The 21,371-nt window shown below is 41.2% G+C and carries 22 protein-coding genes and 1 pseudogene; 4 read left to right on the top strand and 19 right to left on the bottom strand.

Going from position 1 to position 21,371, the window contains the following annotated elements; genetic code table 11:
* Positions 1-291 precede the first annotated feature (291 nt).
* On the bottom strand, positions 292-1,926 hold the full coding sequence (gene groL, locus EEL30_08525) for a chaperonin GroEL (protein QDX92388.1): 1,635 nt from the start codon (positions 1,924-1,926) through the stop codon (positions 292-294).
* Positions 1,927-1,986: 60 nt separating this feature from the next.
* Positions 1,987-2,268: a co-chaperone GroES gene (locus EEL30_08520; protein ID QDX92387.1), complete on the bottom strand. Its 282-nt coding sequence runs from the start codon at positions 2,266-2,268 to the stop codon at positions 1,987-1,989.
* 316 nt (positions 2,269-2,584) lie between these two features.
* On the opposite strand from EEL30_08520, the gene EEL30_08515 reads away from it, so the two are divergent.
* Positions 2,585-3,862 (top strand): hypothetical protein, encoded by a 1,278-nt coding sequence (locus EEL30_08515; protein QDX92386.1) that lies wholly within the window; start codon positions 2,585-2,587, stop codon positions 3,860-3,862.
* Position 3,863: 1 nt separating this feature from the next.
* Here the strand turns inward: EEL30_08515 and EEL30_08510 are convergent, their stop codons facing one another.
* From EEL30_08510 to EEL30_08480, 7 genes and pseudogenes are all read right to left on the bottom strand, one after another.
* On the bottom strand, positions 3,864-4,394 hold the full coding sequence (locus EEL30_08510; GenBank protein QDX92385.1) for a hypothetical protein: 531 nt from the start codon (positions 4,392-4,394) through the stop codon (positions 3,864-3,866).
* Between the two features lie 189 nt (positions 4,395-4,583).
* A pseudogene (locus tag EEL30_08505) lies at positions 4,584-5,239 on the bottom strand (Bax inhibitor-1/YccA family protein).
* Between the two features lie 117 nt (positions 5,240-5,356).
* The gene (gene tatC / locus EEL30_08500) at positions 5,357-6,148 is read right to left on the bottom strand and encodes a twin-arginine translocase subunit TatC (GenBank protein ID QDX92384.1); all 792 of its coding nucleotides are present in this window, start codon (positions 6,146-6,148) and stop codon (positions 5,357-5,359) included.
* Positions 6,149-6,172: 24 nt separating this feature from the next.
* Positions 6,173-6,541: a twin-arginine translocase TatA/TatE family subunit gene (gene tatA / locus EEL30_08495; GenBank protein QDX92383.1), complete on the bottom strand. Its 369-nt coding sequence runs from the start codon at positions 6,539-6,541 to the stop codon at positions 6,173-6,175.
* A 25-nt stretch (positions 6,542-6,566) separates the two neighbouring features.
* On the bottom strand, positions 6,567-7,568 hold the full coding sequence (locus EEL30_08490; GenBank protein ID QDX92382.1) for a molybdopterin-binding protein: 1,002 nt from the start codon (positions 7,566-7,568) through the stop codon (positions 6,567-6,569).
* Positions 7,562-8,077 carry a MogA/MoaB family molybdenum cofactor biosynthesis protein gene (locus tag EEL30_08485; GenBank protein QDX92381.1) on the bottom strand — a complete coding sequence of 172 codons (516 nt, stop codon included), beginning with the start codon at positions 8,075-8,077 and terminating at the stop codon, positions 7,562-7,564. The genes EEL30_08490 and EEL30_08485 overlap by 7 nt, the downstream gene beginning before the upstream one ends.
* An 84-nt stretch (positions 8,078-8,161) precedes the next feature.
* Positions 8,162-8,731, bottom strand: coding sequence for a 5-formyltetrahydrofolate cyclo-ligase (locus EEL30_08480; protein ID QDX92380.1), 570 nt, complete (start codon positions 8,729-8,731; stop codon positions 8,162-8,164).
* Between the two features lie 110 nt (positions 8,732-8,841).
* Between EEL30_08480 and EEL30_08475 the strand changes: the two genes are divergently transcribed.
* A complete protein-coding gene (locus EEL30_08475) occupies positions 8,842-10,776 on the top strand; it encodes an ABC transporter ATP-binding protein (protein ID QDX92379.1) in 1,935 nt (644 codons plus the stop codon).
* Here EEL30_08475 and EEL30_08470 read toward each other — a convergent pair.
* The 6 genes from EEL30_08470 to EEL30_08445 form a co-directional block, all read right to left on the bottom strand.
* Complete coding sequence (locus EEL30_08470; GenBank protein ID QDX92378.1) at positions 10,773-13,130, bottom strand: hypothetical protein; 2,358 nt, start codon at positions 13,128-13,130, stop codon at positions 10,773-10,775. The two genes, EEL30_08475 and EEL30_08470, sit on opposite strands and share 4 nt — an antisense overlap.
* Positions 13,131-13,457: 327 nt before the next feature.
* Positions 13,458-14,543, bottom strand: coding sequence for a tRNA (adenosine(37)-N6)-threonylcarbamoyltransferase complex transferase subunit TsaD (gene tsaD, locus EEL30_08465; protein QDX92377.1), 1,086 nt, complete (start codon positions 14,541-14,543; stop codon positions 13,458-13,460).
* Entirely contained in the window at positions 14,533-15,003 is a 471-nt protein-coding gene (gene rimI, locus EEL30_08460) for a ribosomal-protein-alanine N-acetyltransferase (GenBank protein QDX92376.1), read from the bottom strand. Before rimI ends, tsaD begins: the two co-directional genes overlap by 11 nt.
* A 9-nt stretch (positions 15,004-15,012) precedes the next feature.
* The gene (gene tsaB / locus EEL30_08455) at positions 15,013-15,726 is read right to left on the bottom strand and encodes a tRNA (adenosine(37)-N6)-threonylcarbamoyltransferase complex dimerization subunit type 1 TsaB (protein QDX92375.1); all 714 of its coding nucleotides are present in this window, start codon (positions 15,724-15,726) and stop codon (positions 15,013-15,015) included.
* Positions 15,707-16,177: a tRNA (adenosine(37)-N6)-threonylcarbamoyltransferase complex ATPase subunit type 1 TsaE gene (gene tsaE / locus EEL30_08450; protein ID QDX92374.1), complete on the bottom strand. Its 471-nt coding sequence runs from the start codon at positions 16,175-16,177 to the stop codon at positions 15,707-15,709. The genes tsaB and tsaE overlap by 20 nt, the downstream gene beginning before the upstream one ends.
* A gap of 66 nt (positions 16,178-16,243) precedes the next feature.
* Complete coding sequence (locus EEL30_08445; GenBank protein QDX92373.1) at positions 16,244-16,708, bottom strand: SprT family protein; 465 nt, start codon at positions 16,706-16,708, stop codon at positions 16,244-16,246.
* 119 nt (positions 16,709-16,827) lie between these two features.
* Here EEL30_08445 and EEL30_08440 point away from each other — a divergent pair, with 119 nt between their 5' ends.
* Together EEL30_08440 and cmpA are read left to right on the top strand one after the other, a co-directional pair.
* Positions 16,828-17,163, top strand: coding sequence for a hydrolase/acyltransferase (locus EEL30_08440; protein ID QDX92372.1), 336 nt, complete (start codon positions 16,828-16,830; stop codon positions 17,161-17,163).
* A 110-nt stretch (positions 17,164-17,273) separates the two neighbouring features.
* Positions 17,274-17,399 (top strand): cortex morphogenetic protein CmpA, encoded by a 126-nt coding sequence (gene cmpA / locus EEL30_08435; GenBank protein QDX92371.1) that lies wholly within the window; start codon positions 17,274-17,276, stop codon positions 17,397-17,399.
* Between the two features lie 71 nt (positions 17,400-17,470).
* Here the strand turns inward: cmpA and EEL30_08430 are convergent, their stop codons facing one another.
* From EEL30_08430 to EEL30_08415, 4 genes are all read right to left on the bottom strand, one after another.
* Complete coding sequence (locus tag EEL30_08430) at positions 17,471-19,630, bottom strand: RNA-binding transcriptional accessory protein (protein QDX92370.1); 2,160 nt, start codon at positions 19,628-19,630, stop codon at positions 17,471-17,473.
* Between the two features lie 46 nt (positions 19,631-19,676).
* On the bottom strand, positions 19,677-20,477 hold the full coding sequence (sigB, locus tag EEL30_08425; protein ID QDX92369.1) for an RNA polymerase sigma factor SigB: 801 nt from the start codon (positions 20,475-20,477) through the stop codon (positions 19,677-19,679).
* Positions 20,464-20,697, bottom strand: coding sequence for a hypothetical protein (locus tag EEL30_08420; GenBank protein ID QDX92368.1), 234 nt, complete (start codon positions 20,695-20,697; stop codon positions 20,464-20,466). Before EEL30_08420 ends, sigB begins: the two co-directional genes overlap by 14 nt.
* 424 nt (positions 20,698-21,121) lie before the next feature.
* Entirely contained in the window at positions 21,122-21,328 is a 207-nt protein-coding gene (locus tag EEL30_08415; GenBank protein ID QDX92367.1) for a hypothetical protein, read from the bottom strand.
* Positions 21,329-21,371: the final 43 nt, after the last annotated feature.

Here is a 21,371-nt window from a genome sequence, read left to right as displayed (position 1 = left end):
GACGTTTTTTATAATACCAAATTACTGACTGTTTATGCAAGCTTTTTTCATTTTTTCTATTTGTTTTTTTGATCCTTGTAAACATTCCATAAAAATCGCAGGTACTTTCTTCAACGCAATGCGATTATGACCATCTACATTATACAAAAAGGAAGCTTCTTTTAATATGTAGCTTCCTAGTAGAAGACCTAACTTAAACATGGGCTATTATCGACTAAGCATTGCACTTGCAAAAAGAAATAAAAAAGAGGTGACGTAAACGTCACCTCTTCATAAGCCGGGTATGGCTTCTTACATCATACCCATTCCGCCCATGCCACCCATAGCACCCATGTCTGGCATTGCAGGTTTATTTTCTTCTGGTTTATCTGCTACAACCGCTTCTGTAGTCAAGAACATAGCAGCAACGGAAGCAGCATTAGATAGAGCAGAACGAGTTACTTTAGCTGCGTCTACAATACCCTCTTCAATCATATTAACCCATTGTTCAGTAGCAGCATTGAAACCAATGCCTACTTCTTCTTTTTTCAAACGCTCAACGATTACTGAACCTTCCAAACCAGCATTTGCTGCGATTTGGCGTACAGGCTCTTCCAAAGCACGAAGAACGATCTTAGCACCTAGACCTTCTTCACCTTGAAGATCTAGCTTCTCAATAGCATGCATAACAGTAATTAGTGTAGTACCACCACCTGCTACGATACCTTCTTCTACAGCTGCACGAGTAGAGTTCAGAGCATCTTCAATACGAAGCTTCTTCTCTTTCAACTCAGTTTCTGTAGCAGCTCCAACTTTAACCACCGCAACGCCACCAGCTAATTTAGCCAAACGCTCTTGCAGTTTTTCACGATCGAATTCAGAAGTAGTGTCTTCGATTTGTTGACGGATTTGCGCTACGCGACCTTCGATAGCTGCTTTTTCTCCAGAACCTTCAACGATTGTTGTGTTTTCTTTTGTAACAACAACTTTCGCAGCACGACCCAATTGTTCAATTTTTGTAGCCTTGAGATCAAGACCCAACTCTTCAGTAATTACTTCACCGCCAGTTAGGGTAGCGATATCTTGCAGCATTGCTTTACGACGATCACCAAATCCAGGAGCTTTAACCGCTACTGCTGTGAATGTACCACGCAATTTATTAACTACCAAAGTAGCCAAAGCTTCGCCTTCAACATCTTCAGCAATGATAACTAGTGGCTTACCACTTTGTACCACTTGCTCAAGTACAGGCAATACTTCTTGGATGTTTCCGATTTTTTTATCAGTGATTAAGATAAATGGATTGCTAAGAACAGCTTCCATTTTATCAGTATCAGTGATCATGTAAGGAGAAGCGTATCCACGGTCAAATTGCATACCTTCAACCACTTCAAGCTCAGTTACGAAGCCTTTGGATTCTTCAACAGTGATAACACCGTCTTTTCCTACTTTTTCCATAGCTTCAGCAATCAAGCTACCTACTTCTTGATCATCAGCAGAGATAGAAGCAACTTGTGCGATTGCAGATTTGCTTTCTACTGGTTTTGCGATTGCATGGATCTCTTCTACAGCAGCGCGAACCGCTTTATCAATACCACGACGAATCACCATTGGGTTAGCACCAGCAGTTACGTTTTTTAGACCTTCACGAATCATGGAAGCAGCAAGCACAGTTGCAGTAGTAGTACCGTCACCAGCGATATCGTTGGTTTTAGTAGCAACTTCTTTAACCAATTGAGCACCCATGTTTTCATAAGCATCTTCTAATTCGATTTCTTTTGCAATCGTTACACCATCATTTGTAATCAATGGAGAACCGAATTTTTTCTCTAGAACCACGTTACGGCCTTTTGGTCCAAGTGTTACTTTAACTGCATTTGCAAGAGATTCTACACCGCGCAACATGGAACGACGTGCATCTTCGGAGAACTTGATTTGCTTTGCCATCTAATACTCAACCTCCAAATAGAAATATGTGTTTAGGATCACTCATTATGTTACGGTACCTTAGCCGATAACTGCTAAAATATCGGACTCACGAAGTACCAAGAATTCTTTGTTGTCCAGTTTCACTTCTGTACCAGCATATTTAGAGAAGATTACTTTATCGCCTTCTTTAACTTCAAGGGCGATACGCTCACCGTTTTCAATGCGACCAGAACCTACTGCAACAATACGACCTTCTTGTGGTTTTTCCTTTGCAGTATCAGGCAAAACGATACCACTAGCAGTTGTTTCTTCTTTAGAAATTGGTTCAAGTACGACACGATCACCTAATGGCTTCAACACAAAAAACACCCTCCTCAAAGATAGTACATAATTTTTCTTAAATGGTTAGCACTCACCTTTAGGGAGTGCTAACACCCAATTCCTATAATAATAAATCACAGAATGCTTTGCAAGTATTTTTGCAGACAAAAAGACTTCTATCCCTGTAAGCGGGAAAACTAAGCATCTGGACTCTTAATATATATATCTTCTGTGACTCTCTTATTCCACCTTCTTTTCTTTTCTACAAAACTCTATTTATTAGTTCTACCCTTCCCTACTTGCACTTATAGATAAAGTAGAGAATGATTTGCTAGATTGCGAGGAGGAATAATACATGCGTAAGAAAAGCTGGTTTCTAGTTTCAGCTCTTGGACTTTCGCTTTTCGCTTTGTTACAAGCAAGCTCACATTCGTCAAATGAGATGAAGACACATATGAAGATGATATTTTCCCCTCTCTTCTCAATGCCAAACACGCTAAACACACCAACCTCTGATAAACATGCCAATGCTACTTCAGCTAGCGTGATTGAAACAGTAAAAGCAACAACAAAAGCCGTTTTCCTCACAACACTAACACCTGGTCACACCGCCTCTGCTAAACTGCCTCTTCAGCAGAATAACCAGCAGATAGCAACTCCCTCTCTTAAACAAATTTCATCTAGTAAAGACAAGAATCAAGAATCTCCAACGAAGTTCGCCAGTTCTACCCCCACTATTTTCGAGATCTCTTTGCATATGAGTGCCCAGCAAGTGGAGACTATTTTAGGTAAACCTGACCGTCAAGATCCTAGCTTATTCGGTTATGACTGGTGGATTTATAATAAACATCCTGATCATTATATACAGGTTGGTGTTTTAAAAGGAAAGGTTGTAGATGTGTTTTCTAATAGCCCAAAAGCAGCACTTACCAATCAAATACGTATTGGTACGTCGTACGATATGCTAAAAAGAAGTTTTTCTTTACAGGAGGGAGTCACCTTTTCTTATGAGGATACGTTTGTTGAAATAAAAAATGATCGCGAGGAGCGACCTTTACAACTTGTGGGAGATATTCCTGTTTTATTTTACTTGGACAAGCATAACCAGCAGAAGGTGACTGGTATCCGCATCATAGACAAGTTAACTCTTCTTCAAGGTGGATTCTACGAGACAAAGTGGACGTATACAGGGGAAGCACCCAATTTCACTCCCCCTATTCCTAATAAAAAAAGTCAGGAGGAGATTGATCGGGCTATGGAGAGTCAGATTTTAGATTTAACCAATGTAATTCGATATCGTTATCAAGTACCAGCCCTTCGTTGGAACGAAAAAGCAGCTATCACAGCCCGCAGTCATAGCGTCGACATGCAGCGCAATCAATATTTTGATCATATCTCCGCGACAACTGGCTTATCCCCTTTTGATCGCCTAAAGAAAAATGGTCTAACCTATCAAATTGCAGGAGAAAATATTTCTGCAGGATTTCCCGATGCCATTGAAGCGTACCAAAGTTGGTTAAATAGTTTGGGGCATCGCAAAAATGTATTGGAAAAACGATTTGAAGAGCTGGGCGTAGGCGTCTCTGCTGATTACTTTACCGAGAACTTTGTTAAACTCTCTTCAAACAAATAGCTCATTTCTTGATGAGCTCATGGATTGCACCTACATCTTTAGTAAACTCCACCAAAAGAGTTTCTTCACGTTGATTATGCAGAATAAGCCATGGTTTGCGTTCACCATTTTTTGGCATCACAACAAAAACACGTAAGATTGTATCTTCAAGCTTTGCTCCTGTGACAGATAATTTCATTGGTGGAGCTACAGGAATTTTTAAAATATAACAATGCCCCAACTGTGGACTAATATCTTGGACTCTCCCACTTACTGATTGTAAGATCGTTTGAGCTTCTTTTTGAAACTGGGTGGTGTTTTGATAATGAGATACCACCTTTTGTTGATCACTATCAAATAGCTCTACACTTTCTCCAGCTATCTGAGCCCCCCCCGGATCATTCCCTTTAATGGTAGTCGATGCCTTTTGTTCACCCTTGTAAAAGTATTGAAAAATGCCCGGTACCGCTCCCGCTTTCATGATGGTAAAACCAACAACCGCTGATACGGATAAAAAAATGGCTGATGCTACGATCCATTTTCTTTTGCTCACCTATCTCACTCCTTTTTACAGCCCTTTCGTCCGTATAGTATTTGCCTGAGAAAAAGGAGCTATGCAGGAATAAAACTGTTTATGCAACGATATGATCCCAATATGATTGACTTATGCAAGAAGACATAGCATGCAGAAACCCCCTCCTAAAAATAATCCAGAAGGGGGTTTCGTTCGTTTTATCGAGGATTAATCATCGCTACTTAAAATTCCTAAGAGACGAAGTAAAGATAAGAACAAGTTAATGAAATCGAGGTATAGCGATATAACAGCCATTGGGATATCATCATCTGCTACCCCGTGTTTAAACTGCGAAACATCATACAGAATATAACCACTAAAAATAACAATTCCTCCAGATGCCATCAACAACTGCATTCCAGTACCTAGTGGGATAAACATATTTAGTACCTGTAACAAAATCAGGCCAATGAGGGCTGCAAACAGAAAGCCGCCCAATGAACTGAAGTCACGTTTAGATACATAGGCATAACCAGCCAATGAAATAAAGATAACCGTAGTGATTAAGAAAGCTGCATTAACCAACATGGCTCCATTTTTCATTGCGTAATATTGAAGAGTTGGTCCAAGTGTAATCCCACTTATAAACACAAAGGTAAATAAGAATCCATAGCCGATTCGAACTCCCTTGCGGCGCATAAAAAAGGCACCAACCAGCATCAGCAATTCAACAACAACAAGTGGCAAGATAAAGGCTGGGGGACAAACGCTGTTCCTACAGCACTACCAATCGTAGACACCAATAGTGAAATCGCAAACAATCTTAAAATTTTTGGAAAGTTACTCTCTTCCCTATACACTTGCTCCGAATAATTTTCGTTCAAGTTTCAAGCACCTCCATTTTTTGGCTTCTTACTAAAGATCGTACTGGTTCATATCAATATCTGCAACTATATTTACCAAAAAGAGCATAAATATAACCTATGCTCTTTTAAATAAAACTATTTAGTTGCTTGATCAGTTTGATCTTCCATCATACCATATTCACGTTCCCACAATTCATCTTCTTTCAATTGTCGACGGTAGATGACTTTAGACAGTAACACACTAATCTCGTACAAAACAAACAACGGAATCATCACAATAAAGTCACTCATAAAATCCGGAGGTGTAATCACAATAGCAATAAAAGCCAAAATAAAATATGCGTATCTTCTGATTTTTGAGAGCCTTATCGGATTAATGATTCGCAATCTTGTTAGCAAAATCACCAAGATTGGGAGTTCAAACAAAAATCCAAACGGTACAATCATGTTAAACATAAAGGAGAAATACTCACCTAACCCCCACATGACAGGAGTACCTAACTCTACATTGATGTTTGTCATAAACAAGATGACTATTGGAAAAACAACGTAATACCCAAAAGCTAGTCCAACTAGAAACAAAAGACAAATAACTGGAATAAACGATAAGGTTAATTTTGTTTCATTCGGCTTTAATCCTGGTTTAATAAATGCCCACAATTGCAACAAAAATACTGGTGTAGTTATAATCATAGAAACCAAAAAGGCAAACTGCATATACACCTGTAGGGCATCTGAAGGTTTCAAGGAAACCAAAGTATTCATAGAAAGATCAGCCATAGGCGTTTGTTGTAGATACATAACAACAGGTCCTGCGTAGTAAAGTCCCACTGCTAATCCGATAACAAAAATGATTAAAACAAGTAAAAGACGATTACGCAATTCGCCAATATGTTCCCATAAGGTCATTTCTCTTTGTTTGCTCATCCAACCTGCCTACCTTCTTAATTCTTACGCGTTTGGTTCGCTGGAAGAGGACGCTTCTTTACGTTCCTGCTCGATTTTTGCGCGAATCTCCTTTTCTAGACGCTCGCGTTCCAAACGCTCACGAATTTCACGTTCCAACTTTTCACGATCAATTTGCTCCGAGCTTTCCACTTTTTCTGCCGGTTTGGCAGTAGCCGTAACCAACTGTTTTTCAGCTGCTTTTTCTTTTTTATCCTCGTCAAAATCATCACTGGCAAGTCCACTTGTAGCCTTTTTGAACTCACGTAAAGTACTGCCCATAGCTCGGCCTAATTCTGGAAGCTTTTTAGGTCCAAAAAAGATGACAGCTAAAATGATCAATATAATAAAACCTGAAGCTCCAATACCACTCATAATAAACATCTCCCACATTTGATTATTAACACTTCCGCAAACCACCATAACCAAGTCGTGTCATATCACATTCTTGGATGTGTTCTCCGCACAGGATTCTAGGTAAAAAAACATCAAATGATGTAACCGGCTCATGCATCACAGCTCCAGGTAACCCTACAATGGGGGTGTCCCCTTTATAAGCAATCATTAGCATGGAACCAGGTAACATCGGAGTCCCATAACGAACTACATCAGAGCCAACACCAGCAATGGCTCCAGGCGTCTTATCATCTGGATCAACAGACATGCCGCCTGTTACACAGATCAGGTCGACTCCTTTCGCCAAAAAGTACTCTATCTCTTGTTGTATGATCTCTTTATCATCTGGGGCAAAACGCTGTTCTACTACCTGAGAGCCCAACGCTTCCACCTTTGCTCTAATGGATGGACCAAATTTGTCTTCAATTCGTCCTTTATAAACTTCACTTCCAGTTATGACCACCCCTACTTTTCGAGCAGGGATCGGTAATACATCAACGATAGGCCCCTCAAATTGCTTAGCCAAACGTTCCAAAACGAAAATACTTTCTTCTTTCATAATCAAAGGGATAATGCGAGTAGCAGCTACAGACTGCCCCTCTGTTACCACTTGATTAGTTAAAATAGTGGAAAGGGCGATACCTTCTAATTCATTTAAAGCATGAACAGCCTGCTCATTGATTTTACAAAGTCCATTTGTCCTAGCCTTCATTGATACCTTACCTTCATAGGGCTCTGTCAAAATAAGACCTGAACCAGTAACAGCATGTGCAATTCTTTGACCTGCTTCTTCTTCATGGATATATCCAGAAGGCATATCCATAATATAAATATGTTCTTTTCCGATGGAGAGCAGTGGCTCTATGTCTTCCGCTTTAATAACATGCCCTTTTTTAAACAGCCTACCCTTAAACTCCCCGGGTAAAATCTGCGTCATATCATGAGGCAAAATCATGCCCACCGCTTCGCGGACAGGCACGACTTTAAAATTTGGCTTTTCTACCATCCAATTCCACCCCAGTCTTCACCGGCTTCTTCTGATCCTTGCAAAATATGCAAAGCATCCGGCAACATGTCTGCGATAGCTACAAAGCAGACCTCGACTCCTTTGGGGTTTCCTGGTAAATTAAAGATCAAACTGTTGCCTCTAGTGCCTGCAACAGCACGTGTTAACATAGCACGGCGAGATTGCTTCAAACCAGCACGACGCATCTCCTCCGCCAAGCCAGGTACTGGACGATCAATTACCCATGACGTTACTTCTGGTGTAACATCGCGCGGACTCAATCCTGTTCCACCTGTGGTAATGAGAATATCGCATTTTTCTCGATCTACCAATTCGATCATATGCTCCTTCAGTTCTTCCATATCATCCGGCAAACAACGGTAAATAATGTTTTCCGTATGCAAGTGCTGTTTGACTAAACCTCGCACCAACTGAATTCGATCATCCTCTCTTTCCCCACCAGCAATTGAATCACTAGCTGTAATGATGCCTATTTTCCATCCTGACATGTTAAACCCTCCTCCAATACCATCACAATTATACAATACCATCTTTTTGGGAATGGTGTAATGTATGTCCAAATTGTTGCAAATTCAGATAATTCCCTCTTCGGTGACGATTTGATGTAGACGCATATCAAAAGGTTCCATTGGCACCTTTTCTACCACTTGCATAGCAAAACAAAATCCAATCCGCCTTGGTTCGTGTGGCAAGCTGGCAAAGAATCGGTCATAATAACCCGCTCCATAGCCTACACGCCCTTTTTGTTGATCAAACGCCACACCGGGTACGATAATGACATCAATATTTGATAGCTTCATTTCTGTTGAATGGATAGGGTCTGGTTCCCATATACCGTAAGCCCCCTTCTTCAAGCTGTTTCTACCTTCGTATGTATAAGGTGTTATTTTTTTTCTTTCACGCTCAGTTAAAGGAAGGCTAATCTGTATATGGCGTTCTCTCGCTTCTTCTATAAAAGACCAAGTATCAATTTCACTTCCAAACGAACTGAAACACATAATGCTTCGGGCATGTTTCACATGATGAATACTCCACAAATGTTGTGTGGCCTTATAAGATTTTTCCAAGCAAGCTTCTTTACTCAACAGATCACGCACTCTTATAATCTCTTGTCTCAAACGCTTTTTCTCTTGTACGTTCATACTTTACCCCCTCATTTGCCCAACTATTGATCGGCTCCCCTTGTTCCTGACCTCTGCTTTAGGTACACTTATTAGGATAGAGATCTGAATAACATCTCGGGGTGAAAGTTATGATTTTATTACAAGCAGAACACATTACGAAGTCGTATGGTGTTGAAACCATTTTACAGGATATATCTTTACAAGTACAAACGTTAGAGCGCATCGGTTTAGTCGGTGTAAATGGTGCCGGGAAATCTACGCTGATGAAAATTATAGCAGGCGAACTTAGCTATGATAGCGGAGTACTTCGCAAGCCAAAGGAAGTAACAATTGGTTACCTTGCCCAAAACAGTGGGCTGGAATCCAACAACTCCATCTGGGCAGAGATGTTGCTTGTTTTCGAGCATCTCCAAACAGAGGAAAAAGAGCTACGTAAGATGGAAGCTATGATGGGTGATCCTGCTGTCTTTGAAGATGAAAAGAAATATCAGCAAATCATGGAGGTATATTCACATCGTACGGAAGCTTTTAAGGAAAAAGGCGGTTACAGTTATGAAGCTAGCATTCGTGGCGTACTTCACGGCCTTCGTTTTTCTGACATGGATTATGAGACACCCATTTATACATTAAGTGGTGGCCAAAAAACACGTCTGGCACTAGCAAAGTTACTACTGCAGTCCCCTGATTTATTGCTATTGGATGAGCCAACTAACTATCTGGATATTGAAACGCTCTCCTGGCTAGAAGTCTATTTACAAAATTATAAAGGTGCTATTCTCGTAGTTTCCCATGACCGTTACTTTTTGGATAAGCTAGTGAATATCGTCTATGAAATTGATCGTCATCAAGCTCAACGCTATGTAGGTAACTACAGCCGTTATTTGGATCAAAAGGCCCTTCGTTTAGAGCAGGAGATACGCCGCTTCGAAAAACAAGAGGATGAGATTGCCAAATTGGAGGATTTCGTTCAGCGTAATATCGCCAGAGCCTCTACGACCAAACGAGCACAGAGCAGACGTAAAACGCTTGAAAAGATGGATCGTATGGAAAAACCGATTGCTGGCAACAAATCTGCCCACTTCTCCTTTGAAATTGCAAAAATGAGCGGAAATAACGTGCTTAAAGTTCACAATCTTGCAATTGGGTATGAAGAAGTCACTCTTTCTTCTCAATTGACCTTTGATCTAGAAAGAGAAGAACGCGTAGCTTTAGTAGGGCCAAATGGTATCGGTAAGTCCACTTTACTTAAAACAGTTGTGGGTCAACTTACAGCTAAACAGGGACAGGTGGACCTCGGAAGTAATGTTACCATTGGCTACTATGATCAAGAACAACGTGAGTTAAATATGAGTAATACCATTTTAGCGGAGTTATGGGATGATTATCCCCATATGCAGGAAAAAGAGGTCCGCACCATTCTTGGAAACTTCTTGTTTAGTGGCGATGATGTGTTAAAGAGAATTGGCGACTTGTCAGGTGGAGAGCGTGCGCGCGTCTCGTTAGCTAAATTAATGCTCAAAGAAGCCAATTTCTTGATTTTTGACGAGCCTACTAACCATCTAGATATCATCAGTAAAGAAGTATTAGAAAACGCTCTATATGATTATCCCGGAACGATTTTATTCGTATCCCATGATCGCTATTTCCTAAACAAAATGGCTACTCGTGTTCTAGAGATGTCTCCAACTGGGGTAACAAGCTATCTGGGTAACTACGATTACTATGTGGAAAAAAAGCAAGAGCTAGTAGAACAAGCACAGGAAAAGATCGATCAAACAAATCAAAAAGCTTCGGCTACCAAGCTAAGCTCTCCAGAGAAAAGTACTTATGAGCTTGATAAAGAAGCGAAGCGAAAAGAACGTCAGCGTCAACGTCGTTTGGAAGAGATTGAAAAAAATATTCAGGATAACGAGGAAAAGATTGCAACGTGGGAAGAAGAACTATGTCATCCTGATATATATTCCGATCACGTTGAAGCACAGAAACGAAATGATCTCATTAGCCAGGCGCGGATCGATATTGATCAATTGTATGAAGAGTGGGAAGAGCTGTCGGTCGACTAAGGTTTATGGGTAACTCTCTGTTCCTGTAAGGTTAAGAGTAATGCTGGACTCACAAAAAAGACGATCGAGGTAGCCGCTGATACAATACCCGAATCATTTAAAAAAAGTCCAGCTAACGATCCTGCCATGATACCGCCAAACCCCGTAACCAGCGCAGGATACCTAGTGTACAATCTACGCATATACTGCTGTGGATAAAAGCTAATGAGACTGATAATAAACAGGGATAGAAAAAACACTTTGCTCCATAAAGAAACACGAATAAGGTGGATATTCATGTCCAGCTTACGACGAATAATCTGCCCCACTTCTTTCCAGTTCCCTGTGACAATATCATGAGCAACCTTACCTACATGGGTCATTGGTTGAGCAGACATTAGATTAATGATCATTAAACTCGCAATACCAACTAACAAGCTTCCTCCAATCAAGAGGAGGCTTGTTTTGTGTAGACGCACTCGATAGAACCGAAGCAATGTAACCACATACGCAAGGCCAGCAGCCAGAAATCCTCCTGCATTCGTCCCATACTGCGGAGAAACCAAATACCAGAGGATGATACTCATACTTACTACAATCATTATCAGACCAGACAGAGATAATTTATTCATTTCACCTTTTACTGGCTTGATTTCCCGCTCTTGTTCCCACTGATAATATGCGGCATAAAACAACAGGCTAGCACCAATTAATACTCCTTCATATTCATTGCCCATACCATAAAAACGCGCTCCAATGACCGGGTCATACCCGAGGAAAGAGCGCCTCATCAAATGAGCCCCGGTAAATCCATCTACTACTAATCCAATGGTAGTAATTGCCCCAATCACCAAAAAACTCGTTGATAATGAAAGCTGGCATAACCAATAGGCCATTATCCCAGCCACCACTACTAACAGCGAAAATGTTGCAAAGACCGGTAAAGGGATATCCACTAAAGGTTCGAGTAAAAGCAAAAATGGAAATAATAGTAATGCAGTAAGCAGAAATCTTACGAAGTTTCGAATGTGCAAAGGAACAGCCTTATGTTGATGCTGATACCTATACCATAATAGTAGTCCTATCAATAAACTAACGAACTGAAGTATCACGAAACTATAAATAATACTTGGTCTGTTTGCGTATATGCGATGGATGCGTTCTATCTTTTGAAAGAAGGTTGCAATCTTCCACTCCGACTGATTGTCTTTACCATGAGTCGTTCCTGTCAAAGAGACTAATGGGCTTGATTGGTTTGGTTCGGTATAGATGACATGTCCAATTACATGTTCGGGCAGAGGTAGACGTATCCAATGATATACGGTGGGTAAAAGATCTAATCCACTCACTAATCCCGGTTGACGTGTGGTTATGGATGTTAGCTCTCCTGCTTTTTCTCCTGAATAAGTCCACATGAGAAAGGGGGTCAGCACTTTTTTCTCTTTTATTGCAATGGGATTAGCATCTGCGGACATTAGTAAAAACATTTGTCCTGGTTGTAGTTTAGCAAGAATTTGACCTGTTGCCTTTGCCAAATCAGCGATAATTTGATTATGCATCTGTTCAAAGTGAGGGAGTGACATCTCAGGCATTTGTTTATATAATCTCGCCAAATCCCCATATTGCCAAATGATTAGACTTGAAGTTCGGTCACCTGATATCCGTTGTAAAACCGAATCTTTCTTTGTGCGCAATCCGTATGGATAACGGAAGTCCTTTTCAAGTAATATATCTGAGGAAACAATCCCTTTCCTAATCTCTCCAGTTGATGTAACAGCCAGCAAAGAGGCATGTCGCTGTTTCTTTTGACCATAATCTGCATTTCCATAAAAGGCTACGGTGCGATCAGACCGCTCAATACCATCCCCCATTAATCCAATTCTGGCTGTGTACGGTTTGTTTTCATTCTCTTTTTGCAAACGATAAATACCAGGATAAAGGAGGGCACTCTTCTTGTTCATCGTATGGGTACTGGTAAGATGGCTCATCCGTTGCTCCGCTGTTTCACTATTTCCTGTAGCTTCATCGCGCTGGTACAAGGTTTCACTAGCCTCTATGTATTGAGCTTGTCCTCCGCTCCCCATCAGCAGATACCCATTAGCTGCTGTCCTTGGTCCAGCGGTTCGCATCGTTAATGCGGCATAACCTGCCTTATGCATATAACCAGCGAGAGGTTGGCGTTTCCTTAATTCTTGAAGATCATCAAAAGAAAGCATGTCCACTGCAAGAATAATCACTTGTCGGTTGTGTGAAGAGATGGATTTTGTTATTAGTGAAGATGAAGTAACCGTAGGACTGGCAAATGCCTCTCTTGGTAGGCTTATCTGAAAGAATACGACGAGTATAAGTATCCACTGGAGCAACTGTTTTTTCATAAAGGTACTCCTCCTGTTAATAACAATAACCTGATTTATTTTGTCGAATTATGTTATATACATTTTTTCAACAGATTTATCCACAGTTAAAACAGCTATTTCAACAGATAAAAAACCATAAACAAGAGATTTATTTATTTTTAATCAATGTTATCCACATTATCCACAAAGATACTAACAGGGTTATTAAAATTGTTAAAAAACTGCTGTGGATATTGTATATAAGTTATCTGGTCATTCAACAACCTCTAGTAGCTTTCCCATCCCCACTCGACAAAATCCTATTACCCGTTAATCAGACACGAAAAAACCCTTTTTAGCTATACACTAAAAAGGGTTGGTCAACTCTAATCCAGGGACACCATTTAAATCGAGGTGAGCAAATTTTCCTTGTTGGTACGAGACAAATCCCGCTGCCGCAATCATCGCCGCATTATCTGTACAAAGAATAAGTGGTGGGATAGTTAAAGACAGCCCTTCCTTCGCACACCGCTCACTCAATGCCGCTCGTAAACCTTTATTTGCTGCTACACCACCAGCTAATAATATTTGTTTTGCCTGATACTCTCTTGCGGCACGAATGGTTTTTTCCACTAGCACTTCAACTACAGAAGATTGAAAGCTTGCTGCTAGATTAGCTGCAGGGATCTCTTCTCCTCGTTGTTTTGCATTATGAAGGGTGTTTAACACGGCTGATTTTAAGCCACTGAAGCTAAAATCATAAGAATTCTTCTCCAGCCAAGCTCTCGGTAAGGTAATGCTAGGTTCACCTTCATGAGCAAGTCGATCAATATGCGGTCCTCCTGGGTAAGGTAAATCCAACGAACGTGCTACCTTATCGTATGCTTCTCCAGCCGCATCATCACGCGTTTCACCTAGAATTTCAAAGTGTCCGTGCTCCTTCATGTAGATTAACTCCGTATGCCCACCAGAAACAACTAAGCTGATCAGCGGAAACTGCATTTCTTCCACCAATCGATTCGCATAAATATGACCCGCAATATGATGAACACCGATAAGTGGGATACCTTTTGCAAAGGAAATTGCTTTGGCAGCTGCTACACCCACTAGTAAGGCCCCGACCAACCCTGGGCCATATGTAACTGCGATAGCAGAGATGTCGTCCCAGTTTTTATTAGCAAGCTCAAGTGCTTCTTCAATGGTCACCGTAATATTTTCCACGTGTCTGCGAGAAGCTACTTCGGGTACTACCCCCCCAAAACGTTTGTGGATATCTGCTTGGGAAGCAATCACATTAGATAAGATCGTAGTGCCGTTTTCAATCACTGCTGCCGATGTTTCATCACAGCTCGTCTCAATACCTAAAATATAAACTGGTCGGTTGGATTGTATTTGTTGTTCATAACGTTGTTGTACTCGCTTCATATAGCGAGATTGTTGATTACTCTTCACGTAAATTCACCCACATAATAATGGCATCTTCGTTATTATCGGAATAATATCGTTTTCGTCGTCCTTGCTCTTCAAAACCTAATTTTGTGTATAAGTTACGGGCTACATCGTTAGACGGACGCACTTCCAAGGTCATTTTTTCGCCGCCCAATACCATGGCAACTGCCATCATCTGTTTCATAAGCTGTAATCCTACTTTCTGACCACGTACGTCAGGATGAATGCAGATATTTGTGATATGCGCCTCATCAATAATCAGCCACATACCACAATATCCTATAACCTGTCCGTCTAACATAGCTACTACATACTTAGCATTCGGATTAATGGTTAATTCATTAATAAAAGCTGCTAATGGCCACGGTGTTGGAAAACAGATACGTTCAAGCTCAGCAATTCTTTCTACATCATCTAATGTCATGTAACGAAATTCAATCTGTTTTTGTAGTGTCTCACTCATGTAATATCCCTACTTTTCCTGTTTCGCTATCCATTTGGCTTCTGCTTCAGCCAACTGTAGATACTCAGGTACCAAGTCATGTGCATGAATGCCGTTCCCTGCCTGAAGCTGTTGAAGACCCTTCCACGCCAAATGTGCCGCTCGCGGATGATTTAGGGCAGGAGTTGCAAAAATCGCCTTGTCCCCCAACGTTTCTATAATGATATCACGGTGTTTATGCAAATCTTCTCCTAAAAATAGCAATGGCTCATCACCTGTTTCAGAAAGAAGCAAGTCCAGCCAATCTGTAAGTAATACAATTCGTTCATTGAGCTGAACTTCTAACGTCCGACAGTCTTTGCTTCGATACAGCCCTGTATATACTTGACCACGCCTTGCATCAAATAACGGAACGATTCCACCTGTAAAAGGAAGTGCATTCATCCCTACCGCTTCCAAACTCGAAATACCAATAACAGGAATCCCAAGCGACCAGGCCATACTTTTCGCAGTGGCCACTCCGATTCGGACACCTGTGTAAGAGCCAGGTCCTTTAGCTACGACAATCCCCGTCAATGCTTCCGGGTCAACATTCAGCTCATCCAATAACACGGAAATCCCATCCATCAGTGTGACGGAGTGATTCTTATTCAAGTTACTTGTCCATTCTCCCAGTACTCGTGAGTCATCGACCACAGCGACACTAAGTACGAGGTTGGATGTATCAATTGCCAGCACGCACATGTTGATCAATCTCCTTACCTACCTGTTCACTTCGTTTTCCGATTGCCTCTAGTCGGCAGAGGCGAACATTCTCTCCTTGTTGAAGCAATTGAATCGTCATTCGATCCTCTGGTACATAATCAGGGATTAAAGAGGCCCACTCCACCACACAAACACCGTCTCCATAAAAATACTCATCAAGACCTAAATCGTCCACCTGATCAGCAACCCGATACACATCCATATGATAAAGCGGTAAACGTCCAGCATACTCTTTTATAATCGTAAAGGTTGGGCTATTAACCACACGTTTCACTCCAAGCCCACGTGCTAGTCCTTGTGTAAACGTGGTTTTACCAGCCCCTAAATTCCCTTCCAGCGCCAAGAAATCTCCTGGCATCAACAGCTGAGCTAATTTTTCTGCAAACTCTTGGGTTGCTTGCTGACTAGTAAACTCAAACTCATACGTCATTGCCTTTCCATTCCTCCATTTCTTTTTATTATAGCCTTGTCGAAAATGGCATGTAAAGGCGAGTCCCTATCCCTGCGGTAAAGGCTCGATACGCAATTTCCCCCGGCACCTCCCACACACATAGCGAGCTGGATTAATATTTTTCTTTCTTTTATACGAAAATTCACAGTCCATGCAGATTAATTGATAGCGATATGGTAGAACTATTTTTTGTTTGCTAACTCTTGAGCAATATCTTGATCCGCCTACCCGTTGTAATAATTGTATGAAATCCTGATCACGATGGCGATAGCCCTTTCCCTCCAAATGAAGGTGATAATGGCATAACTCATGCTTAATAATACCAATCAATTCATCCTGACCATGTTCAAGATGATGAAGGGGATTAAACTCCAGATCGTGAGTACGTAATAAATATCTACCACCAGTCGTACGCAAACGTGAGTTAAAGCGAGCTTTGTGACGAAACGGTTTGACAAAATCACGAACAGATATCTCTTCTACTAGTTTTTGCAGTTCCTTATCGTTCACGCATCTCCCCTCCAGACTTTTCCGACTGTAACTACTATAACAAAATCTCTTGAATTTTTCTTGAGGGTTACGCTACACTTGTGCATGAACGCAAGTCACTTTATAGGATGGAGGCTCTCATGCGCTATCTACTTTTGCAAAAGAATAACGGACTTTTTTTTGTACAAATGCCCTCATCACATATGTATCAGCTTTTAGCCCTACTTAAACGATTGCACAAAGAACATGACAAATTAACCGTAGTCATAAGACCAGAGTTACCAGACGTTCTAGGTGAATGTAGCGATCTGGAACTCCTTTCACAGGAACTAAGAATCATAGATGGTCTCTCCTACATTAATGAGTTGGAAGCCAGCTTTTCCTGTTTGAATGAAACAGAGTATCCACTTTTATCATTATTAACCGAAATTCGCGCCCTACAAGCACAGCTAGAAGGTTTGGCTGAAGAAGAGTAGCATTTTTCCCGTCCCAGATATAAAAAAATAGGGTATTTACCCATACAGACAGGTACCTCCGCCTCTTTTCCTGCATACAATGCCAGTAAGAAAGCGCAGGAGGTATTTTTATGCCACAATGGATGCGGAAACAGCTACAACGCGCCTTCTTTGGGAAGGATGTTAGACAAATTCGATTGCTAAACAGTTGTTGGTTCCTATATTTAGAAAAACAAAGTAGCCGCCCTGAAGAATAGGACGGCTTTTTTGTGCGATCGAAAACACAAAACCTCATCAAAGTTGGATGGACATAGAAATAATTTGTAGGTCATTCTTCTGGTGAAATCATGGTCATACCAACGCGTTGACGTTTTTCATCAATATCCATAACCCAGACATCAACGATATCCCCAACACCAACAACATCAAGAGGGTGCTTTACGAATCCTTTTTTTAGCTGTGAAATATGAATAAGTCCATCATTCTTCAGCCCGATATCAACAAAAGCACCAAAGTCGACTACATTACGAATGGTTCCTTGCATTTTCATACCTTTGCTAAGATCGGTTAATTTCAACACATCTTTGCTCATGAGTGGCTTAGGTAACTCATCACGAGGATCACGTCCTGGACGCAACAAGCTGTCTACAATATCTTGTAACGTTGGCTCGCCTGTCTCAAGCTCTGATGCCATTTGTAGTAAGGACATGTCCATCATCTGCTTCTTACAAGCTTCACTGCCAATTTCCTCGGGCTTGATTTGCAAGTGATTCAGCAGCTTATACGTAACATCGTATGATTCTGGATGAATAGGAGTACGATCAAGAGGATTCTCTCCATCCATAACACGTAAGAAGCCGATGCATTGCTCATAGGTTTTTGCACCTAGTCGTGGTACCTTTTTTAATTGTACTCGGTTTTTAAATTTTCCATTCTCTTCACGTAGCTTTACAATATTTGATGCTACTTGCTTGTTTACACCCGATACATATTGAAGCAAGGAAGCGGAAGCTGTATTCACATCGACACCAACATGGTTAACCGCTGACGACACGACGAATTCAAGACTTCCTGCTAAACGTGTTTGTGATACATCATGCTGATACTGCCCTACACCTACTGATTTTGGATCGATTTTTACCAATTCAGCCAACGGATCTTGTAGACGGCGAGCGATGGAGATAGCACTTCTCTCTGCTACATCCAACTCAGGGAATTCTTCTTTGGCCAACGCTGATGCCGAATACACGGAAGCTCCTGCTTCATTCACAATGATATAGGAGACATCTCGCTTCACTTCTTTTAATACATCAGCAACGAACTGCTCTGTTTCCCGTGAGGCTGTACCATTACCAATCGCTACCACATCCACTTGATATTCTGCGATAATTTTTTTGACTGTTTCACTAGCTTCTTTTACTTTGTTTACCGGTGGCGTTGGATATATAACATTTATGTATAGTTTTTTACCGGTATCATCAACAATGGCTAGCTTACAGCCTGTTCGAAAGGCAGGGTCAACTCCTAATACCACTTTTCCTTTAAACGGAGGCTGGAGCAATAGATTGCGTAAATTCTCAGCAAAAATATGAATCGCTCTCTCCTCAGCTACTTCCGTCAACTCATTTCTTACCTCACGCTCAATAGAAGGAGCAATCAAACGCTTATAGCTATCCTCTATCGTCTGCTTTAACAAATCCTCAGCGATTGTCTTCTGCGTAAGTAATTTTCGCTGTAAAAAGGCAGTAATCTCTTCCACAGGGGCTTCCAATGAAACCTTTAGGATACCTTCCTTTTCCCCACGATTAATGGCAAGAACGCGATGGGGAACCACTTTTTTTACAGGCTCTGAATAGCTATAATACATTTCGTACACATTTTTTCCGTCTTCTTCTTTTTCCTTTTGTTCTGTAAGCATGGTAGCTTTCTGGAACGTTTTTTCTCTAATCCATTTACGGTACTCTGCATCATCGGATATTTGTTCAGCGATAATATCCATTGCACCTTGCAAAGCATCTTCTACGGTTTCAACACCTTTTTCGACGTCTAAATAACGACTAGCTTCTGTTAAAAGATCACCTGTTTGTGGCAAGGTTAGTAGGTAGGTAGCAAGAGGTTCCAATCCCTTTTCTTTGGCGATCGTGGCGCGGGTACGACGTTTTTGTTTATAGGGACGGTAAAGATCCTCCACCTCTTGAAGTTTGGTGGCCTTCTGGATAGCCATTGCTAATTCTTCCGTCAGCTTTTCCTGTTCTTCAATTAACCGAAGTACCTCTTCTTTTCGGACAAACAAATTGCGTAAGTAACGTACACGCTCTTCAATATCCCGTATTTGTGTTTCGTCTAATTGACCTGTCATTTCTTTACGATAGCGCGAAATAAATGGAACGGTATTTCCTTCATCTAGTAATGTTATTGTCTGTACGACTTGCTGAACACCTACACCTAATTCTCGTGCAAGGGTGGCAGCCATTTCTTTCACATCCATGTACTTATCCTCCCAAGGCTTACAGAAGTTCTCAATCTTTTTACATCTATTTAGTATGATAGCCCCCCAAGGTTTCGTTTACAAGTTCACCTAAATTGGCTCGCAGGGATTCCCGTAGTTTTTGTAAAGCTCGACGTTGTAGTCGAGACACATGCATCTGTGATATTCGCAGTCTCTCTCCTACTTCTTTTTGGCTCAAATTCTCGAAATAGGTTAGCGTAATGATTTCTTGCTCTCTACCTGTTAAAACCTTGTAGATTTTGGTCAGCATCATGCTTTCTTCCACCTGGCTGTACCCGTCTTCAAGACTACCGATCAAATCCAATAAAGTGACGGTACCACCTTCCTGATCGGCCTCAATTTGTGTATCGGTAGATATGGTTCGATAATTTTTTCCAATTTCAAGCGCTTCCAAAACTTCTTCCGGACTTGCTTGAATATAGATTGCGATTTCTTCTATCTGAGGAGACCTTTGCAATTCTAGCGTCAGATCATCCACTGCTTTTTGTAAACGAATAGACATCTCTTTAAAACGCCGTGGTACATGTATGCTCCATGTTTTATCCCTCACAAAACGTTTCATTTCACCAATGATAGTAGGAATCGCAAAACTTTCAAAAGTTCCCCCATATGCAGGGTCATATCTACTTAGAGCTGCAAGCAAGCCGATCATGCCCACCTGCCTAAGATCATCCCGTAATTCGTACCCACTGTGAATTTTCGTGACTAGACTTTCTACCAATCCACGAAAATGCAAGACCAGCTCTTGCTGTAGCTCTGGAGTAGGTTGCTCCTCCTGAAACCTTTGTATGAGAAGGAGACTTTCATCCCTCCTATGTTCCTTCACGTACCGATTGCTCTCTGTCACTCTTTTTCACCTCATCTTGCTGTACATACTTAGTCATACTGATCGTGGTACCCTCTTGTTGATAAATTTCTACAGAATCCATCAGAGTTTCAATCAGATATAGACCAAGTCCCCCCTGAGTGAGGTTCTCTTTATGCAATGGTACCGTGTTTCGTTTAAGTTGTAAGCCGTGTTGGGTCCATCTGTATTCCCTTATCACTCACATGTATAATTAATTTATGAATTAGCCGAGAACACTCGTGATTTTAATCATGAGATGAATCGGCTTCGGACAAAGCGTGTCTTCTGATACGTTAATTGTCCGACTACTTCTTTGAATAACTAACAAGAACAGATATACTAATCTTGTACAGATTGCTCATTGAAAACGGAATGTATGGGGTTGCCATAAGGAATGCTTTGTGGCGTAAAACATTCAAGCACCTTCGTCCTCTCTGACCGAAAAGCGAAAACCAAGCAGTAGGTCAGAGAGAAGAGTCCAACGTACACTTTTTTTCAATAACCGTAGGGACTACGGGGATAGCCTGCTAATTCTCACTTCGTTGGATGTGATAGCGCAGGAATCTCGTGGCTTTAGCCATGAGAGGTTCAACGGTATATAGTTCACAACATATAGTAACGGTTTAGAACGAACGATCAGATTCAGGATAGGCATGTAGAATTGAGTTAGCACATGCTTCTGAAACGCAAAGCTTCAAATCCTCCAGAACATCAATAGAAAAGCCCATTCGATGGGCAACACCAGAAATGGTAAGCCTCGCAATGCTCACATAATCCAATTTAGCTGGCAAAGAAATCTCTATACGTTCTGGCACCACCTTATTCTCCATGTCGTTCTCCTCCTTTTGGAACAATGGTCATAATGTCATGTAA

The sequence above is a fragment of the Brevibacillus laterosporus genome, from assembly GCA_007833815.1.
GTDB lineage: Bacteria > Bacillota > Bacilli > Brevibacillales > Brevibacillaceae > Brevibacillus_B > Brevibacillus_B laterosporus_D.
Note: the sequence above shows the minus strand (reverse complement) of the source record. Positions and strands in the feature narration are given on the sequence as shown.